The 17,033-nt window shown below is 71.7% G+C and carries 17 protein-coding genes; 1 reads left to right on the top strand and 16 read right to left on the bottom strand.

The annotated features are described in order from the left end of the window. Window positions 1-169 precede the first annotated feature (169 nt). The 11 genes from rpoZ to pyrR form a co-directional block, all read right to left on the bottom strand. Window positions 170-436, bottom strand: coding sequence for a DNA-directed RNA polymerase subunit omega (rpoZ, locus tag ACGFSC_RS08070; RefSeq protein ID WP_030240625.1), 267 nt, complete (start codon window positions 434-436; stop codon window positions 170-172). Window positions 437-473: 37 nt separating this feature from the next. After that, on the bottom strand, window positions 474-1,031 hold the full coding sequence (gene gmk / locus ACGFSC_RS08075; RefSeq protein WP_359897418.1) for a guanylate kinase: 558 nt from the start codon (window positions 1,029-1,031) through the stop codon (window positions 474-476). A 49-nt stretch (window positions 1,032-1,080) separates the two neighbouring features. Beyond that, window positions 1,081-1,407 carry an integration host factor, actinobacterial type gene (gene mihF, locus ACGFSC_RS08080; protein WP_030056187.1) on the bottom strand — a complete coding sequence of 109 codons (327 nt, stop codon included), beginning with the start codon at window positions 1,405-1,407 and terminating at the stop codon, window positions 1,081-1,083. A gap of 349 nt (window positions 1,408-1,756) precedes the next feature. Continuing rightward, window positions 1,757-2,590, bottom strand: coding sequence for an orotidine-5'-phosphate decarboxylase (pyrF, locus tag ACGFSC_RS08085; protein WP_359897419.1), 834 nt, complete (start codon window positions 2,588-2,590; stop codon window positions 1,757-1,759). A gap of 32 nt (window positions 2,591-2,622) precedes the next feature. After that, window positions 2,623-3,726, bottom strand: a complete 1,104-nt coding sequence (locus ACGFSC_RS08090; protein WP_359897420.1) for a quinone-dependent dihydroorotate dehydrogenase — start codon at window positions 3,724-3,726, stop codon at window positions 2,623-2,625. A 141-nt stretch (window positions 3,727-3,867) separates the two neighbouring features. Then, entirely contained in the window at window positions 3,868-7,176 is a 3,309-nt protein-coding gene (carB, locus tag ACGFSC_RS08095; RefSeq protein ID WP_359897422.1) for a carbamoyl-phosphate synthase large subunit, read from the bottom strand. Then, the gene (carA, locus tag ACGFSC_RS08100) at window positions 7,169-8,326 is read right to left on the bottom strand and encodes a glutamine-hydrolyzing carbamoyl-phosphate synthase small subunit (protein WP_359897424.1); all 1,158 of its coding nucleotides are present in this window, start codon (window positions 8,324-8,326) and stop codon (window positions 7,169-7,171) included. Before carA ends, carB begins: the two co-directional genes overlap by 8 nt. Continuing rightward, window positions 8,323-8,886 carry a hypothetical protein gene (locus ACGFSC_RS08105; RefSeq protein ID WP_359897426.1) on the bottom strand — a complete coding sequence of 188 codons (564 nt, stop codon included), beginning with the start codon at window positions 8,884-8,886 and terminating at the stop codon, window positions 8,323-8,325. The genes carA and ACGFSC_RS08105 overlap by 4 nt, the downstream gene beginning before the upstream one ends. Then, window positions 8,886-10,190: a dihydroorotase gene (locus ACGFSC_RS08110; RefSeq protein WP_359897428.1), complete on the bottom strand. Its 1,305-nt coding sequence runs from the start codon at window positions 10,188-10,190 to the stop codon at window positions 8,886-8,888. The genes ACGFSC_RS08105 and ACGFSC_RS08110 overlap by 1 nt, the downstream gene beginning before the upstream one ends. Then, on the bottom strand, window positions 10,187-11,164 hold the full coding sequence (locus ACGFSC_RS08115) for an aspartate carbamoyltransferase catalytic subunit (RefSeq protein ID WP_359897430.1): 978 nt from the start codon (window positions 11,162-11,164) through the stop codon (window positions 10,187-10,189). The genes ACGFSC_RS08110 and ACGFSC_RS08115 overlap by 4 nt, the downstream gene beginning before the upstream one ends. A 5-nt stretch (window positions 11,165-11,169) precedes the next feature. Continuing rightward, on the bottom strand, window positions 11,170-11,793 hold the full coding sequence (pyrR, locus tag ACGFSC_RS08120) for a bifunctional pyr operon transcriptional regulator/uracil phosphoribosyltransferase PyrR (protein ID WP_359897432.1): 624 nt from the start codon (window positions 11,791-11,793) through the stop codon (window positions 11,170-11,172). A 331-nt stretch (window positions 11,794-12,124) separates the two neighbouring features. Between pyrR and ACGFSC_RS08125 the strand changes: the two genes are divergently transcribed. After that, the gene (locus ACGFSC_RS08125; RefSeq protein WP_030056198.1) at window positions 12,125-12,628 is read left to right on the top strand and encodes a transcriptional regulator; all 504 of its coding nucleotides are present in this window, start codon (window positions 12,125-12,127) and stop codon (window positions 12,626-12,628) included. A gap of 153 nt (window positions 12,629-12,781) precedes the next feature. On the opposite strand, the gene ACGFSC_RS08130 is transcribed toward ACGFSC_RS08125, so the two are convergent. The 5 genes from ACGFSC_RS08130 to ACGFSC_RS08150 form a co-directional block, all read right to left on the bottom strand. Next, complete coding sequence (locus ACGFSC_RS08130; protein ID WP_359897434.1) at window positions 12,782-13,699, bottom strand: hypothetical protein; 918 nt, start codon at window positions 13,697-13,699, stop codon at window positions 12,782-12,784. Window positions 13,700-13,832: 133 nt separating this feature from the next. Further along, window positions 13,833-14,657, bottom strand: a complete 825-nt coding sequence (locus tag ACGFSC_RS08135) for a thioesterase family protein (protein WP_359897436.1) — start codon at window positions 14,655-14,657, stop codon at window positions 13,833-13,835. 142 nt (window positions 14,658-14,799) lie between these two features. Further along, entirely contained in the window at window positions 14,800-15,237 is a 438-nt protein-coding gene (nusB, locus tag ACGFSC_RS08140; RefSeq protein WP_359897437.1) for a transcription antitermination factor NusB, read from the bottom strand. A gap of 4 nt (window positions 15,238-15,241) precedes the next feature. Beyond that, window positions 15,242-15,805 (bottom strand): elongation factor P, encoded by a 564-nt coding sequence (efp, locus tag ACGFSC_RS08145; RefSeq protein WP_359897438.1) that lies wholly within the window; start codon window positions 15,803-15,805, stop codon window positions 15,242-15,244. A 78-nt stretch (window positions 15,806-15,883) separates the two neighbouring features. Further along, entirely contained in the window at window positions 15,884-16,990 is a 1,107-nt protein-coding gene (locus tag ACGFSC_RS08150; RefSeq protein ID WP_359897439.1) for an aminopeptidase P family protein, read from the bottom strand. Window positions 16,991-17,033 lie beyond the last annotated feature (43 nt).

A 17,033-nucleotide genomic window follows, 5' to 3' on the forward strand; every position in this document is an offset into this window, starting at 1 on the left:
CCTACGGCCCCCCGGCCGGCCCCCGCACCGCGCCCTGCCCTCCGGCGAGCGCCGGAGGGTCGCCGGCGAGCGCCGAAGGTCCGTCGGGGAACACCCGAGGGCCGCGGGGAACGCCGAAGGGCCCGGCGGAAACGATTCCGCCGGGCCCTTCCGAAACTCTGCGACTGCCTCAGGCAGCCTCGATCGCCTCGGCGGTCAGCATGCCCGCGTTGATCTCGCGCAGCGCGATCGACAGCGGCTTCTCGTGCACGTGGGTGTCGACCAGCGGGCCGACGTACTCCAGCAGGCCCTCGCCGAGCTGGGAGTAGTACGCGTTGATCTGGCGCGCGCGCTTGGCGGCGTAGATCACGAGGCTGTACTTGGAGTCGGTGGCCTCGAGCAGCTCGTCGATCGGCGGGTTGATGATGCCCTCGGGCGCGGTCATGGAAGAGGACACGCTAAAACCTTCCGAAAGGGTGGAAAAGACAGACAGGTCAGGCTACACCGAGCAAGGCTAGCAGTTCGGCCGCTACCTGCTCGACGGAGGTGTTGACAAGGGTCGTGTCGAACTCGGGCTCGGCCGCGAGCTCGACCTTGGCCGCCTCCAGCCGCTTCTCGATCACGTCCTGCGGCTCGGTGCCCCGGCCGGTCAGCCGGCGGACCAGCTCGTCCCAGCTCGGCGGAGCCAGGAAGACCAGCTGCGCCTCGGGCATCGACTCGCGCACCTGCCGGGCGCCCTGGAGGTCGATCTCCAGGAGCACCGGCTCGCCGCGCTCCAGCTTCTCCTGCACGGCCGCGCGCGGGGTCCCGTAACGGTTCCCGGCGAACTCGGCCCACTCCAGCAACTCGCCGTTGGCGACCAGCTTGTCGAACTCGTCGTTGTCGACGAAGTGGTACTGGACCCCGTTCTTCTCGCCCGGCCTCGGGCGCCGGGTCGTCGCCGACACCGAGAGCCAGACCTCGGGGTGCATCTTCCTCATATGAGCGACGACCGTGCTCTTGCCGACCCCCGAAGGGCCGGAGAGCACGGTCAGCCGCGGACGCTCACTCATGCACCGATTATCCCGGATCGCGGGGGATCCTGGGACCACGGGGGCACGGTCAGGCGGCGCCACCGCCGAACTCCCGCTCCAGGGAAGCGATCTGGTTCGTACCGAGGCCGCGGACGCGCCGGCTCTCGCTGATGCCGAGGCGCTCCATGATCTGCTTGGCACGGACCTTGCCGACGCCCGGAAGGGACTCCAGCAGGGCCGAGACCTTCATCTTGCCGATGACGTCGTTGTCGGCCTTTCCGGCCTTGATCACCTCGTGCAGGGAGGCGCCGGAGTGCTTGAGCCGGTTCTTGACCTCGGCGCGCTCCCGGCGAGCCTCGGCGGCCTTGGCGAGCGCGGCGGTGCGCTGTTCAGGGGTAAGGGGCGGAAGGGCCACGCCGTTCACCTCAGGGTGTGGATGGATGGATTGAGCTAGGACTGGTTCGGTACCGAGGACACCGTCCGCAAGGGGAACCACAAGGCCCTGACCTGCGGGAGCCACCGAAATAGCGGCTCGCCGATGACCTATCGCCGGACACTACCCGGATTGCGGCGCCACGTCAGGAAAAGAACACGAAAAGTCCTGGTCAGCCAAGGCCGACCAGGACTTTCCAGGGCAAAATGACCGCGATTGCGAGACTTTGGCGGTGCCGATGTGACGGCGCTCACGTCGCTTCGACGGCCACCGCGCGGTCCTGCGGACACTCCGCAGGGTCACCGCGCGGCTACCTGAAGGACGGGTTCCGCTACTTGACGGCGTCCGCGAACTCGCCGACGAAGCGCTCCGCCGCCTCCCGAAGCGCCGGCACCGAGGGGCCGTGCCTGAGCACGTCCCGGCTGACGCTCGGCACCACGTTGATCACCGAGGCGCCGAACACCCGCGGCAGGTCGGCCATGGTCGCGCCCTGGGCGCCGATCCCGGGGGCCAGCAGCGGGCCGTTGATGGCCAGTTCCACGCCCGCGTCGGCCAGCGTCGCGCCGACCACCGCGCCGAAGGAGCCGAGCGGCGCGGCGCCCTCGTTCTCGGCCGCCAGCTGACGCAGCACCGAGGCCGCGACCGGCTCGCCGTCCGCGCCCACCGCGCGCTGCACCTCGGCGCCCTCCGGGTTGGAGGTGAGCGCCAGCGCGAACACGCCGCAGCCCTGCTCCCGGGCCAGGTCCAGGGCCGGGCGCAGCGAGCCGAAGCCCAGGTACGGGCTGACCGTCAGCGCGTCCGAGAACAGCGGGCTGCCCGGCGACAGGAAGGCCTCGGCGTACGCGGCCATGGTGGAGCCGATGTCACCGCGCTTGGCGTCCATCAGGACCAGCGCGCCGGCCGCCCGGGCCTCCTCGACGGTCTTCTCCAGCACCGCGACGCCCTTGCTGCCGAAGCGCTCGAAGAAGGCCGCCTGCGGCTTGAGCACGGCCACCCGGTCGGCCAGCGCCTCGACCACGGTGCGGCTGAAGGTCTCCAGCCCGGCGAGGTCGTCGCCGAGCCCCCAGGCGGCGAGCAGGGAGGCGTGCGGGTCGATGCCGACGCAGAGCTGGCCGCGGGTGTCGAGGGCCTGGCGCAGCCGGGCGCCGAACGGGGCGAGGGTCATGTCGTCTCTTTCCGGAGGGGTGGGGAGGGGGTTCAGGAGCTGCGCACGGCGCTGCCGACGGCGTCGGCCAGGCTGCGGAAGCCGCCCGCGCGGACCTTGGCGGACAGGCCCTTGTGGATCCGCCGGCACCAGAACGGGCCCTCGTAGATGAAGGCGCTGTAGCCCTGGACCAGGTCGGCGCCGTGGACGATCCGCTGCCAGGCGTCCTCGGCGGTCTCGATGCCGCCGACCGAGACCAGGGTCAGCCGGCCCTCGGTGCGGGCGCGCAGCCGCTGGAGCACCTCCAGGGCACGGGCCTTGAGCGGGGCGCCGGACAGGCCGCCCATGCCGATCTCCGCGACCCGCCCGGCGTCGGTGCGCAGGCCCTCGCGGCCGATCGTGGTGTTGGTGGCGATGATGCCGTCCAGGCCCAGCTCCAGGGCGAGGTCGGCGACCGCGTCGACGTCCTCGTCGGCCAGGTCGGGGGCGATCTTGACCAGCAGCGGCACGCGGTGGGCGGTGCTGCGGTCGGCGGCCTCGCGGACGGCGGCGAGCAGCGGCCGCAGGTGGTCCACGGCCTGGAGGTTGCGCAGCCCGGGGGTGTTCGGCGAGCTGACGTTGACCACCAGGTAGTCGGCGTACTTGGCCAGCCGCTCGGTGGACTTCACGTAGTCGGCGACGGCGTCGGCCTCCTCGACCACCTTGGTCTTGCCGATGTTGACGCCGATCACGGGGGTGGAGCTGGTGTGCGGGCGGGCGGCCAGCCGGGCCGCGACCCGGGCCGAGCCCTGGTTGTTGAAGCCCATCCGGTTGATCAGCGCGCGGTCCTCGACCAGGCGGAACAGCCGGGGCGCCGGGTTGCCGGGCTGGGGCTCGCCGGTGACGGTGCCGATCTCGACGTAGTCGAAGCCGAGCATCGACAGGCCGTCGATGCCGACGCCGTTCTTGTCGAAGCCGGCCGCCAGGCCGAACGGGCCGGGCAGGTCGAGGCCGAGGGCGCGGGTGCGCAGGGCCCGGTCGCGCGGGGCGAGCACCAGCCGCACCAGGGTGCGCAGGCCGGGCACCGAGGAGCCGAGGCGGATCCAGAAGAAGGCGAGGTGGTGGGCCTTCTCGGGGTCCATCTTCTTGAAGACCAGGTCGAACAGAAGCTTGTACAAGGGTGGTTCAACTCCCGGAGCGGAGAGAGCAGACGGGCGCGGGCGCCGCCCGTCGGAGGAAGGGTGGCGGTGGGTGACGGGCGGGGCGGTCATGGCAGTGGGGGGCACCCGGCTGTTCCGGTGCCCCCCACTGCGGTGGTGCTACTTGCGGCCGGCGTTGATCAGCTCGGCGTGCTCCTGGAGCGACATCACCCCGACCTCGTCGCGCAGCAGCGCGTCCATGCCCTGCACGGCCGCGCCCATCGCCTGGACGGTGGTCAGGCAGGGCACCGCGCGGGCCACGGCCGCGGTGCGGATCTCGTAGCCGTCGAGGCGGCCGCCGGTGCCGTACGGCGTGTTGATGATGAGGTCGACCTCACCGTCGTGGATCAGCTGGACGATGGTCCGCTCGCCGTTCGGGCCCTCGCCCTCGCTGTGCTTGCGCACCAGCGTGGACGGGATGCCGCCGCGCTGGAGCACCTCGGCGGTGCCGGCGGTGGCGAGCACCTCGAAGCCGAGGTTGACCAGCGCGCGGGCCGGGAAGACCAGGTTGCGCTTGTCCCGGTTGGCCACCGAGACGAAGACCTTGCCCTTGGTCGGCAGCGCGCCGTACGCACCGGACTGCGCCTTCGCGTAGGCGGTGCCGAACACCTTGTCGATGCCCATGACCTCACCGGTCGAGCGCATCTCCGGGCCGAGCACCGTGTCCACCCCGCGGCCGTGGATGTCGCGGAAGCGGCTCCACGGCATCACGGCCTCCTTGACCGCGATCGGCGCGTCGGCGGGCAGCGTGCCGCCGTCGCCCTCGGCCGGGAGCAGGCCCTCGGCGCGCAGCTCGGCGATGGTGGCGCCGAGCGAGATCCGGGCGGCGGCCTTGGCCAGCGGCACGGCGGTCGCCTTGGAGGTGAACGGGACGGTGCGGGAGGCGCGCGGGTTGGCCTCCAGCACGTAGAGGATGTCGCCGGAGAGGGCGAACTGGATGTTGATCAGACCGCGGACGCCGACACCGCGCGCGATGGCCTCGGTGGAGGTGCGCAGGCGCTTGATGTCGTGGCCGCCGAGGGTGATCGGGGGCAGCGCGCAGGCGGAGTCGCCGGAGTGGATGCCGGCCTCCTCGATGTGCTCCATGACGCCGCCGAGGTAGAGCTCGGTGCCGTCGTAGAGCGCGTCGACGTCGATCTCCACCGCGTCGTCGAGGAAGCGGTCGATGAGCACCGGGTGCTCGGAGATCAGGCCGGCGTGGCGCTCCAGGTAGGAGGCGAGCGAGGCCTCGTCGTAGACGATCTCCATGCCGCGGCCGCCGAGCACGTAGGACGGGCGGGCGAGCACGGGGTAGCCGATCTCGTCGGCGATCGCCTTGGCCTCCTCGAAGGAGAAGGCGGTGCCGTGCTTGGGGGCCGGCAGGCCGGCGTCGCGCAGGACGCGGCCGAAGGCGCCGCGCTCCTCGGCGAGGTCGATCGCCTCGGGCTGGGTGCCGACGATCGGCACGCCGTTGTCCTTGAGCGCCTGGGCCAGGCCCAGCGGGGTCTGGCCGCCGAGCTGGACGATCACACCGGCGAGCGGGCCGGCCTGCTGCTCGGCGTGGACGATCTCCAGCACGTCCTCCAGGGTGAGCGGCTCGAAGTAGAGCCGGTCGGAGGTGTCGTAGTCGGTGGAGACGGTCTCCGGGTTGCAGTTGACCATGACGGTCTCGTACCCGGCCTCGGCGAGCGCGAAGGAGGCGTGCACGCAGGAGTAGTCGAACTCGATGCCCTGGCCGATGCGGTTCGGGCCGGAGCCCAGGATGATCACGGCGGGCTTGGTGCGCGGGGCGACCTCGTTCTCCTCGTCGTAGGACGAGTAGAAGTACGGGGTCTTGGCGGCGAACTCGGCGGCGCAGGTGTCGACGGTCTTGAACACCGGGCGGATGCCGAGGGCGTGGCGCACCTCGCGGACCACGTCCGGCTTCAGGCCGCGGATCTCGCCGATCTGCTGGTCGGAGAAGCCGTGCCGCTTGGCGTGGCGCAGCAGGTCGGGGGTGAGCTCGGCGGCCTCGGCCAGCTCGCCGGCGATCTCGTCCAGCAGGAAGAGCTGGTCGACGAACCACGGGTCGATCTTGGTGTACTCGAAGACCTCCTCCGGGGTGGCGCCGGCCCGGACGGCGTCCATCACGGTGTTGATCCGGCCGTCGGTCGGCACGACCGCCTTGGCCAGCAGCTCCGCCTTGTCGCCGACGGGGCCGGTCCAGGAGAACTGGGAGCCCTTCTTCTCCAGCGAGCGCAACGCCTTCTGCAGCGCCTCGGGGAAGTTGCGGCCCATGGCCATGGCCTCGCCGACGGACTTCATGGTGGTGGTCAGGGTGGCGTCGGCGCTCGGGAACTTCTCGAACGCGAACCGCGGCACCTTGACGACGACGTAGTCGAGGGTCGGCTCGAAGGAGGCCGGGGTCTGCTCGGTGATGTCGTTGGGGATCTCGTCCAGGGTGTAGCCGACGGCCAGCTTGGCGGCGATCTTGGCGATCGGGAAGCCGGTGGCCTTGGAGGCGAGCGCCGAGGAGCGGGAGACCCGCGGGTTCATCTCGATGACGATGACCCGGCCGTCCTCGGGGTTGACCGCGAACTGGATGTTGCAGCCGCCGGTGTCGACGCCGACCTCGCGGATGACGGCGATGCCGATGTCGCGCAGGATCTGGTACTCGCGGTCGGTGAGGGTCATCGCCGGGGCGACGGTGATCGAGTCACCGGTGTGCACGCCCATCGGGTCGAAGTTCTCGATGGAGCAGACGACCACGACGTTGTCGTTCTTGTCGCGCATCAGCTCCAGCTCGTACTCCTTCCAGCCGAGGATGGACTCCTCCAGGAGCACCTCGGTGGTCGGCGAGAGGGTCAGGCCCTGGCCGGCGATGCGGCGCAGGTCCTCCTCGTTGTGGGCGAAGCCGGAGCCGGCGCCGCCCATGGTGAAGGAGGGGCGCACGACGACCGGGTAGCCGCCGAGCGTGTCGACGCCGGCCAGCACCTCGTCCATGGTGTGGCAGATGACCGAGCGGGCGGACTCGCCGTAGCCGATCTTGGCGTTGACGGCCTCGACGACGCCCTTGAAGAGCTCGCGGTCCTCGCCCTTGTTGATCGCCTCGACGTCGGCGCCGATCAGCTCGACGCCGTACTTCTCCAGCGTGCCCGCCGCGTGCAGCGAGATCGCGGTGTTGAGCGCGGTCTGGCCGCCCAGGGTCGGCAGCAGCGCGTCGGGGCGCTCCTTGGCGATGATCTTCTCGACGAACTCCGGGGTGATCGGCTCGACGTAGGTGGCGTCGGCGATCTCCGGGTCGGTCATGATCGTGGCCGGGTTGGAGTTGACCAGCACGACCCGCAGGCCCTCGGCCTTGAGGACCCGGCAGGCCTGCGTACCCGAGTAGTCGAACTCGGCGGCCTGGCCGATCACGATCGGGCCGGAGCCGATCACCAGGACGGACTTGATGTCACTGCGCTTAGGCACGCTGGCCCTCCATGAGCTTCACGAAGCGGTCGAACAGGTAGGCGGCGTCGTGCGGACCGGCGGCCGCTTCGGGGTGATACTGCACGCTGAAGGCGGGGACGTCGAGTGCCTGCAGGCCCTCGACCACGTCGTCGTTGAGGCAGACGTGGGAGACCTCGACCCGCCCGTAGGGGGTGTCGCTCACCTTGTCCAGCGGGGCGTTCACGGCGAAGCCGTGGTTGTGGGCGGTCACCTCGACCTTGCCGGTGGTGCGGTCCTGCACCGGCTGGTTGATGCCGCGGTGGCCGTACTTGAGCTTGTAGGTGCCGAAGCCCAGGGCGCGGCCGAGGATCTGGTTGCCGAAGCAGATCCCGAAGAACGGGGTCCCGCGCTCCAGCACGCCCTGCGCGACGGCGACCTGGTGGTCGGCGGTGGCCGGGTCGCCCGGGCCGTTGGAGAAGAAGACGCCGTCCGGGTTGACGGCGTAGACGTCCTCCAGGGTGGAGTTGGCCGGCAGCACGTGCACCTCGATGCCGCGCTCGGCCATCCGCTGCGGGGTCATCGCCTTGATGCCGAGGTCCAGCGCGGCGACGGTGAAGCGCTTCTCACCGATCGCGGGCACCACGTACGGCTCGGTGGTGGCGACCTCGGCGCACAGGTCGGCGCCCTTCATCTCGGGCGACTGCTGCACCCTGGCGAGCAGGGCGGCCGGGTCGGCCAGCGCCTCGCCGGAGAAGATGCCGCAGCGCATCGCGCCGCGCTCGCGCAGGTGGCGGGTCAGCGCGCGGGTGTCGATGCCGCTGATGCCGACGACGCCCTGGTTGACGAGCTCCTCGTCGAGCGGGCGCAGGGAGCGCCAGTTGGAGGCGACCCGGGCGGGGTCGCGCACCACGTAGCCGGCGACCCAGATCTGCTTGGACTCGTCGTCCTCGTCGTTCCAGCCGGTGTTGCCGATCTGCGGGGCGGTCATCACGACCACCTGGCGGTGGTACGACGGGTCGGTGAGGGTCTCCTGGTAGCCGGACATGCCGGTGTTGAAGACCGCCTCGCCGAAGGTCTCGCCGATGGCGCCGTAGGCCTGTCCGCGGAAGGTCCGGCCGTCCTCCAGGACGAGCACGGCAGGCACTCGTTCCCGCCGTTGGCGCTGCGTGGTGGGGGCAGGTGCGGTCATTGCGCGGCCTCTTCCGTCTTCGTCTTCGTACGTGTTGCGAGTAGAGCGATCGCCTCGACCCAGGCGGCGTGCTCGTCGGGGTGGTCGGCCCGGAAGCCGGAGTCCAGCTCGGTGCCCTCGTGCGCCCAGCTGACGACGAGCAGCCCGGAGGGGACGACCTTGCCGGCGATCCCGGAGTCCGTGCGGGCACCGGTCAGGTGCTCGGCCGGGATCCAGAAGTCGACGTCACCGGGGCGCTGCACCAGCAGGCCGTCCTCGCCGAGGGTGAGGTCGGCGCGGCTGCGGGTGCCCAGGCCGTGGGCGACGACCCGGTCGAGCCAGTTCCCGGCGGTGGTCGTGCCGTGGTACCGGCCGCTGGTCTCCAGGATGGTGCGCCCGGCGCGGTCCGGCACGGCCGGCAGCGGCGGGATGCCGGACTGCAGGGTGCGCCGCCAGTTCCAGCCCTGGCGCATCAGCCAGTAGACCAGGCCGATCACGATCAGCAGGCCGATGGACCAGCCGATGTAACCGGGCCAGTCGGTGACCTTCGCCTGCTCCTGGGCGAGCGTGGCGTGGAGCATCACTCCATGCCGCCCTGCTCGGCGAGCTCCCCGGCCAGCACGGTGGCGCGCCCGCGCAGGAACGTGGCGTGCACCCGTCCGGGCAGGTCCAGGCCCTTGTAGGGGGTGTTGCGGCTGCGGGTGGCGAAGCTGTCCGGGTTCACGGCTCCACGGTACGCGGGATCGAACAGCACCAGGTTGGCGGGCTCACCCACCGAGATCGGCCGGCCGTGGCCGCTGAGACGGCCGATCCGGGCCGGGCGGTGCGACATCCGGTCCGCGACGGCCTCCCAGTTCAGCAGGCCGGTGTCGACCATGGTCTGCTGCACGACCGACAGCGCGGTCTCCAGGCCGACCATGCCCATCGCGGCCACGGCCCACTCGCAGTCCTTGTCTTCGGCCGGGTGCGGCGCGTGGTCGGTGGCGACGGCGTCGATGGTGCCGTCGGCCAGCGCCTTGCGCAGCGCCTGGACGTCCTCGGCGGTGCGCAGCGGCGGGTTCACCTTGTACACCGGGTCGTAGGTGCGGACCAGCTCGTCGGTGAGCAGCAGGTGGTGCGGGGTCACCTCGGCGGTGACGTCCCAGCCCTTGGACTTGGCCCAGCGGACGATCTCGACCGAGCCGGCGGTGGAGAGGTGGCAGACATGCAGCCGGGAGCCGACGTGCGCGGCGAGCAGCACGTCGCGGGCGATGATCGACTCCTCGGCGACGGCCGGCCAGCCGCCGAGCCCGAGCTCGCCGGAGACCTGGCCCTCGTTCATCTGGGCGCCCTCGGTCAGCCGCGGCTCCTGGGCGTGCTGGGCGACGACGCCGTCGAAGGCCTTGACGTACTCCAGGGCGCGGCGCATCAGCACCGCGTCGTCCACGCACTTGCCGTCGTCGGAGAAGACCCGGACGCCCGCGGCGGACTCGTGCATCGCGCCGAGTTCGGCGAGCTTCTTGCCCTCCAGGCCGACGGTGACGGCGCCGACCGGCTGCACGTCGCAGTAGCCGGACTCCTGGCCGAGCCGCCAGACCTGCTCGACCACGCCGGCGGTGTCGGCCACCGGGGTGGTGTTGGCCATCGCGTGCACGGCGGTGAAGCCGCCCATCGCGGCGGCCCGGGTGCCGGTGAGCACGGTCTCGGCGTCCTCGCGGCCGGGCTCGCGCAGGTGGGTGTGGAGGTCGACCAGGCCGGGCAGGGCGATCAGCCCGGTGGCGTCGATCTCGATGTCCGCCTCGACCGTCAGGCCGGTGCCGATCTCCTGGATCACGCCGTCGGCGAGGTGGAGGTCCTGCGGGTCGCCGCCCAGGATCTTGGCGTTGCGGATCAGGTAGCTGGTCACTGGGCGGTCTCCACGGAGTCGGTGCGGGTGGTGTCGGCGAGGGTGGCTCCGCCGAGCAGCAGGTACAGGACGGCCATCCGGACGGAGACGCCGTTGGCGACCTGCTCGATGGCGGTGCAGCGCGGCGAGTCGGCGACCTCGGCGGTGATCTCCATGCCGCGGACCATCGGGCCGGGGTGCATCACGATCGCGTGGTCCGGCAGCTGGGCCATCCGGCGGCCGTTCATGCCGTAGCGGCGGCTGTACTCGCGCTCGGTGGGGAAGAACGCGGCGTTCATCCGCTCGCGCTGCACCCGCAGCATCATCAGCGCGTCCGTCTTGGGCAGCACGGCGTCGAGGTCGTAGCTGATCTCGCAGGGCCAGTTCTCGACCCCGATCGGCAGCAGCGTGGGCGGGGCGACGAAGGTGACCTGCGCGCCGAGGGTGTTCAGCAGGTGGACGTTGGATCGGGCGACCCGGCTGTGCAGGACGTCGCCGACGATGGTCACGTGGCGCCCGGCCAGGTCGTTGCCGCTGCCCGGGTTGAGGTGGCGGCGCATGGTGAAGGCGTCGAGCAGCGCCTGGGTGGGGTGCTCGTGGGTGCCGTCACCGGCGTTGATCACACTGCCGTGCAGCCAGTCGGACTGGGCCAGCCGGGCCGGCGCGCCGGAGGCGTGGTGGCGGATGACCACCGCGTCGGCACCCATCGCCTGGAGGGTCAGCGCGGTGTCCTTGAGGCTCTCACCCTTGGAGACCGAGGAGCCCTTGGCGGAGAAGTTGATGACGTCGGCCGAGAGGCGCTTCTCGGCGACCTCGAAGGAGGTCTTCGTCCGGGTGGAGTCCTCGAAGAAGAGGTTGACGACGGTGCGGCCGCGCAGCGTGGGCAGCTTCTTCACGGCCCGGCCGGAGAGCTGGGCGAGCTCCTCGGCGGTGTCCAGGATCAGCAGCGCGTCGTCGCGGCTGAGATCGGCGGCGGAGACGAGGTGGCGCTTCACGCGGGTTACTCCGGGAGGTGCGGTTCGGAAGACTGGGGTGCCAGGGCCTGCGAGCTGCGGGCGGCGAAGTCGCGGTCGCCGACCAGGACGGCGTCCACGCCGTCGCTGTCGGACAGGCGCACCTGAACGGCCTCGCGCAGCGAGGTGGGGAGGTTCTTGCCGACGTAGTCGGCGCGGATCGGCAGCTCGCGGTGGCCGCGGTCGACCAGGACGGCGAGCTGGACGGCGCGCGGGCGGCCGATGTCGTTCAGCGCGTCGAGCGCGGCGCGGATGGTCCGGCCGGAGAAGAGCACGTCGTCGACGAGGATGACGAGCTTGCCGTCGATGCCGCCGGGCGGGATCTCGGTGTGCTCCAGGGCGCGGGCGGGCTTCAGCCGCAGGTCGTCCCGGTACATGGTGATGTCCAGGGTGCCCAGCGGGATCTCGCGCCCGGTGATCTGGGCCAGCCGGCCGTGCAGGCGGCGGGCGAGGTGGACGCCCCTGGTGTGGATGCCGAGCAGCACGACGTCCTCCGCGCCCTTGGCGCGCTCGACGATCTCGTGCGCTATCCGGGTGAGGACCCGGGCGATGTCCGTGCCGTCCAGCACCTGGTGCGGTGCCCGGGGCGTCGGTTCATGGTGTGTGGTCATGCCGAAGCGGACCTCCTTCCCCGCCTCACGGGACGGGTCTTAAAGGATGTCTGGGGACTGCCCCCGCCGACCGGGCGCGGGCTTCGGGCCATCCTAGCAGCGCGCCGGATCGCAAACAGACGGCCATCATTCCGCTTCCCGGGGTTAACACTCCGGACGCGCCGACGATGCGGGCCATTCGCACGACTGCCCCATTCGGCTTGACGCAACTACCTTACTCTACGTAACCTCACAGTGAGTTACGAGACGGACGTCGGACCCACCGGTAACGGCGTCGGCAATCGCCCGTGACCCACCACTGAACGCGAAGCAATCTCGTCCGGGGAGATCAATGTCCAGCGACTACGCGAAGCAACTCGGAGGCAAGCTCCGAGCGATCCGCACTCAGCAGGGTCTCTCCCTGCACGGTGTCGAGGAGAAGTCCCAGGGGCGCTGGAAGGCAGTCGTCGTCGGCTCGTACGAGCGCGGTGACCGTGCGGTCACCGTGCAGCGGCTGGCCGAACTGGCGGAGTTCTACGGCGTCCCGGTGCAGGAGCTGCTGCCCGGCGGTACGCCCGGCGGCGCGGCCGAGCCGCCGCCGCGCCTGGTCCTCGACCTGGAGAGACTGACCCAGGTCCCTTCGGAGAAGGCCGGCCCGCTGCAGCGCTACGCGGCGACCATCCAGAGCCAGCGCGGTGACTACAACGGAAAGGTGCTGTCGATCCGTCAGGACGACCTGCGCACCCTGGCCGTCATCTACGACCAGTCGCCGTCGATCCTCACCGAGCAGCTGATCTCCTGGGGCGTGCTGAACCCCGACGCGCGCCGCGCGGTGCGCGAGGAGGACGCGAGCTGAGGCTCACCGCACCGGCTCCCGCCGGCGGATCCAGGGACGACCCGGCCTGATTTCCGGTCGTACCCGCAAGCAGAAACGTCACGGCGCGGCTCCCCTGACCGGGGGCCGCGCCGCGGTGTCAGGGCCCCGGGACGGGGCCCCGCGGCGGAGCCGTCAGCAGACCGTTCCCAGGCCGTAGCCGGGCTGCGCCGCCACGCCGTCCAGCCGGACCGGCCGCTCGGCCGGCGCCCACTCCTGCCCGCCGCTCGACCAGGCCCAGGAGGCCTGCAGGTACTCCCCGCAGGAGGCGGCCGAACCCTGCGAGCCGTGCAGCACCGCGACGCCCGGCAGCTCCAGGGCCAGCCCGGTGCAGAGCACCGCGCAGACCAGCTCCAGGTCCTCGTCGTTGATCCGGACCACGCCGTCCTCCCACTGGAGGACCCGAGCCGCGGCGGTCAGCTTCCCGCCGGGCGCGTCCACCCGCAGGCGCAGCTCGTACACGCCGGCCCCCGCGCCGACCAGCATCCGGCGGAACACCTCGCCCCCGCGCTGGTAGGCGGCGCGCACCCAGGCGGCGTGCTCCTCGTCGGGCGCGCCCGCGCCCCCGTACAGGCCCCCGTCGAGCAGCAGGTCGGCGTGGCAGAGCGTCAGCCCGTTCTCCCGGGCGCGCACCAGGCGGGGCACGAAGTCCCCGGCCAGCTCCTCGCCCTGATAGGCCAGCAGCTGGGTCTGCAGGGCCGGGTTGACCAGGTAGCGGTCGCGGGCGGCGGGCTCGGCCGGGTCCAGCCCGTGCAGCACGCAGAACTCCTCGAAGTCCTGCGGGTGGAACATCCGGGCCCGGACGGTGTCGAACCGCTCCAGCGCCTCGGCCAGCAGCTCGGCGGTGTCGGCCAGGTAGCGCTCGTGGTCGGGGGCGTCGGAGATCCCCCAGGCGCGGGCCCGGGCGAAGTCCGCGGCGTTGGTCAGCACCCCGATGACAAAAGCCTGCTCGGCGCCGCCGGCCCGCTGTGGCCGGTGCGACGCCCGCACCGCGGGCCGCGAGCCGCCGGCGGTGCAGTCGGAGTTACGGCGGGCGCGACCCTTTTGACTCATCGGTGGCTCCTGGCTTCGGGGGTTGACGGTCCGCGGCACGCTCGCCGCTGACCGTCTTCCTCCCCATCCGCGCGCGCCGCACACGTACGGCGTGTCACAGGAATGTAACCACCGGTAATGCGGGGTCGCCGGGTCAGGCCCGGGGCGCCCGGGCCAGCTGGCGGGACTGCGCGACCAGGCGGCCGGACTCGTCCCAGACCTCCGCGTCCTCCTCGAAGTAGCCGCCGGCCAGGTTGCGGGTCGCGTGGGTGACCCGCAACCAGCCGGGCACGGGCCTGGCGCGCAGGTGGACGGTCAGCTCGATGGTGGGCGCCCAGCCCGGCATGCCGAGGTCGAAGGTGACCGGCGGCAGCGCGTCGGCGACCAGCAGGAGCAGCAGCGGGTCGGGCTCGCGGCCGTCGGCGAGCCGGAACCAGCCCTGGATCCGCCCGTTGCCGGAGGGCTGCCCGAGCGCCCAGCCGATGGTGGCCGGGTCCAGCCGCAGGTCGAACCGCTCCAGCAGGGCGGCCTGGGCGATCAGCTCCTTGGGCGCGTGCTCGACGCCGATGCACTGGTCCGGCGGCGGCAGCTGCGGCGGCCGCGCACTGGTGCGCACCTCGCCGTCGGCGGTGGCGAGGTCGCCGTGGCTGGCCACCACCCGCAGCCGCTCGACGCCGTCCTGGCTGAGCGAGGCGGTGCCGGTGGACAGGCCGCGGCCGGTGCGCAGCACCTCGGTGCGGACGGTGGCCGGGCCGGGGGTGGAGGCGGACAGGTAGTAACCGCTGATCGACACCGGGTCCGGGTGGGTGCCGTGCTCCAGCGACAGCGCGTGTCCGGCCACCGCGAGCAGCAGTCCGCCGTTCACCCCGCCGCCGATCTGCCAGCCGGCGCCGAGCTCGGCGTCGTAGCGGCCGGCCTCCTCGGGGTGCCTGGTCAGGGCGATGCCCTGGTCGAACTCGCTGCGGATCGCGGTGGTCATCTGGGGGGACCTGCCCTTCACGCGTGGTTCCGGACGTCAAGTTACTGACAAGTAGGGCCCCACCCTACGCCGACCGGGTGAAACGCGGAACGGCCGCCGGACACCTGTTCGGGTCCGACGGCCGTCCACGACGTCCACCTGTCTACCGGCGGATGCTCGGCTTCAGCTCCAGGAAGCGGGCGAGCATGCCGTTGACGAAGGCCGGGGAGTCGTCCGTGGAGAACTCCTTGGCGATCTCGACGGCCTCGTCCAGGACGACGGCGTCCGGGACGCCGTCCTCCCAGATCAGCTCGTAGGCACCGAGCCGCAGGACGTTGCGGTCCACGATCGGCATCCGGTCGAGCGACCAGCCGACGGAGTACTGCTCGATCAGGTCGTCGATGCGACGAGCGTGCTGGACGTACCCCTCGATGAGCTCCATGGTGTACTCACCGACCTGCGGGGTGCCCTCGTCGGGCCTGGGCTCGCGGGCGCGGGCCACCCAGTCGGCGAGGACCTGCTGCGGGTCGACCCCGCGGTGGTCGGCCTCGAAGAGGATCTGGAAGGCCCTGGTGCGGGCCTTGCTGCGTGCGGCCGACACGGACTTACTTCACCCGGCCGAGGTAGCTGCCGTCGCGGGTGTCGACCTTGACCTTCTCACCCTTGGTGACGAAGAGCGGCACCTGGATCTCGGCGCCGGTCTCCAGGGTGGCCGGCTTGGTGCCACCGGTGGAGCGGTCGCCCTGGACGCCCGGCTCGGTCTCGGCGATGGTCAGCTCGACCGCGGCCGGGAGCTCGATGTAGAGGACCGAGCCCTCGTTCTGCGCGACGAGGGCCTCGAAGCCCTCCAGCAGGTACTTGGCGGCGTCGCCAACGACCGACGGCTCGATGGTCAGCTGGTCGTAGGTGTCCATGTCCATGAACACGAAGTTCTCGCCGTCCTTGTACGAGAACTGCATGCCGCGCTTGTCGACGTTGGCGGTCTCGACCTTGGTGCCCGCGTTGAAGGTCTTGTCGACGACCTTGCCGGTCAGGACCTCCTTGAGCTTGGTACGCACGAAGGCCGGGCCCTTGCCGGGCTTGACGTGCTGGAACTCGACGACGGACCAGAGCTTGCCGCCCTCCAGCTTGAGGACCATGCCGTTCTTGAGATCGTTCGTGGAAGCCACGGGCGCACTAACTCCTGTATAGCTGTCAAGGAACCAAGGGATTGCGTCCTGCCTCCCACGGCCCCCGGGGGGCCGCGGTCACAGGGCGAGGAGCTCCTTGGTGGTGATGGTGAGCAGCTCGGGCCCGCCCTCTTCGAGGGGGCGCACGACGAGCGTGTCCTCGATCCGGACGCCGCCCCTGCCCGGGAGGTGGACCCCCGGACCGACGGTGACCGGCACGCGGCTGTCCAGTTTACCCATGTCCGACGGACCGAGGCGCGGCGCCTCCCGGATCTCCAGCCCGACGCCGTGGCCCACCGGGTGCGGGGAGGCCTCGGTGTGGCCGGCCGCCTCCAGGACCTGCCGGGCGGCCCGGTCGGGCACGCACTGCTCCACGCCCGGTCCGAGCGCCTCCCGCCCGGCCCGCTGGGCCCGGAAGACCAGCCGGTGCAGCTCCACCTGCCAGGGCGCGGGGGCCGCGCCGATCACGAAGGTGCGGGCGGTGGAGACGCCGTAGCCGCGGTACTGGGCGCCCATCACCACGGTCAGGAAGTCGCCCTCCTCCACCCGGCGGTCGGTGGGCTGGTGGGCGGCCTGGCCGGAGTGGCTGCCGGTGCCGACCGAGACCGGGAAGGCGGCCCGGTCGGCGCCGTGGTCGATCATCCGGCGCTCCAGCTCCATCGCCAGGTGCCGCTCGGTGCGGCCGACCAGGATCGACTCCAGCAGCTCGCCCAGCGCCTGGTCGGCGATCTCGGCGGCGATCCGCAGGTCGGCGATCTCGTGCTCGTCCTTGACCACCCGCAGCCGCTCGACCGTCTGGGCGAGGTCCACCAGCCGGGCCCCCTCGGTCAGGCCCCCCACCGCCCGGTGCCGGGTGACGGTCAGGTCGTGCTCCTCCACCGCCAGTCCCGACACCCCGGACCGCGCGGCGACGGCCGCGACGGCCAGCGCGGAGTCCGACCCGGCCGCCACCGGCAGCCGGGTGACGTCCGGGGCGATCAGGTGCTCCCCGGAGTCGTCCGGCGGCAGGTCGTCCGGCAGCGCGAGCAGCGCCCGCTCCCTGGTCAGCAGCAGGCTCGCCCCGCAGGGCGCGCAGCCCGTCAGGTACCGCACGTTCGCCGCGCGGGTGATCAGCGCCGCATCGGCCCCGGCCGCACTGCAGTGCTCCCTCACCCGCTCCCGCCGCCCCGCGTACGCATCCGCCATGCGTCGAGCCTACGAACCCCCGGCCCGAAGCGCCCGCCGAGCA

The organism is Kitasatospora sp. NPDC048715 (assembly GCF_043198905.1).
In the GTDB taxonomy this organism is placed as follows: domain Bacteria; phylum Actinomycetota; class Actinomycetes; order Streptomycetales; family Streptomycetaceae; genus Kitasatospora; species Kitasatospora lactacystinica.

What these genes read in the sequence shown, in the direction of transcription:
- gmk (WP_359897418.1), bottom strand. Translation starts at nt 1,031, where the DNA reads ATGAGTGAGCGTCCGCGGCTGACCGTGCTCTCCGGCCCTTCGGGGGTC.
- pyrF (WP_359897419.1), bottom strand. Translation starts at nt 2,590, where the DNA reads ATGACCCTCGCCCCGTTCGGCGCCCGGCTGCGCCAGGCCCTCGACACC.
- carA (WP_359897424.1), bottom strand. Translation starts at nt 8,326, where the DNA reads ATGACCGCACCTGCCCCCACCACGCAGCGCCAACGGCGGGAACGAGTG.
- ACGFSC_RS08105 (WP_359897426.1), bottom strand. Translation starts at nt 8,886, where the DNA reads ATGCTCCACGCCACGCTCGCCCAGGAGCAGGCGAAGGTCACCGACTGG.
- pyrR (WP_359897432.1), bottom strand. Translation starts at nt 11,793, where the DNA reads ATGACCACACACCATGAACCGACGCCCCGGGCACCGCACCAGGTGCTG.
- ACGFSC_RS08125 (WP_030056198.1), top strand. Translation starts at nt 12,125, where the DNA reads ATGTCCAGCGACTACGCGAAGCAACTCGGAGGCAAGCTCCGAGCGATC.
- ACGFSC_RS08130 (WP_359897434.1), bottom strand. Translation starts at nt 13,699, where the DNA reads ATGAGTCAAAAGGGTCGCGCCCGCCGTAACTCCGACTGCACCGCCGGC.
- ACGFSC_RS08135 (WP_359897436.1), bottom strand. Translation starts at nt 14,657, where the DNA reads ATGACCACCGCGATCCGCAGCGAGTTCGACCAGGGCATCGCCCTGACC.
- ACGFSC_RS08150 (WP_359897439.1), bottom strand. Translation starts at nt 16,990, where the DNA reads ATGGCGGATGCGTACGCGGGGCGGCGGGAGCGGGTGAGGGAGCACTGC.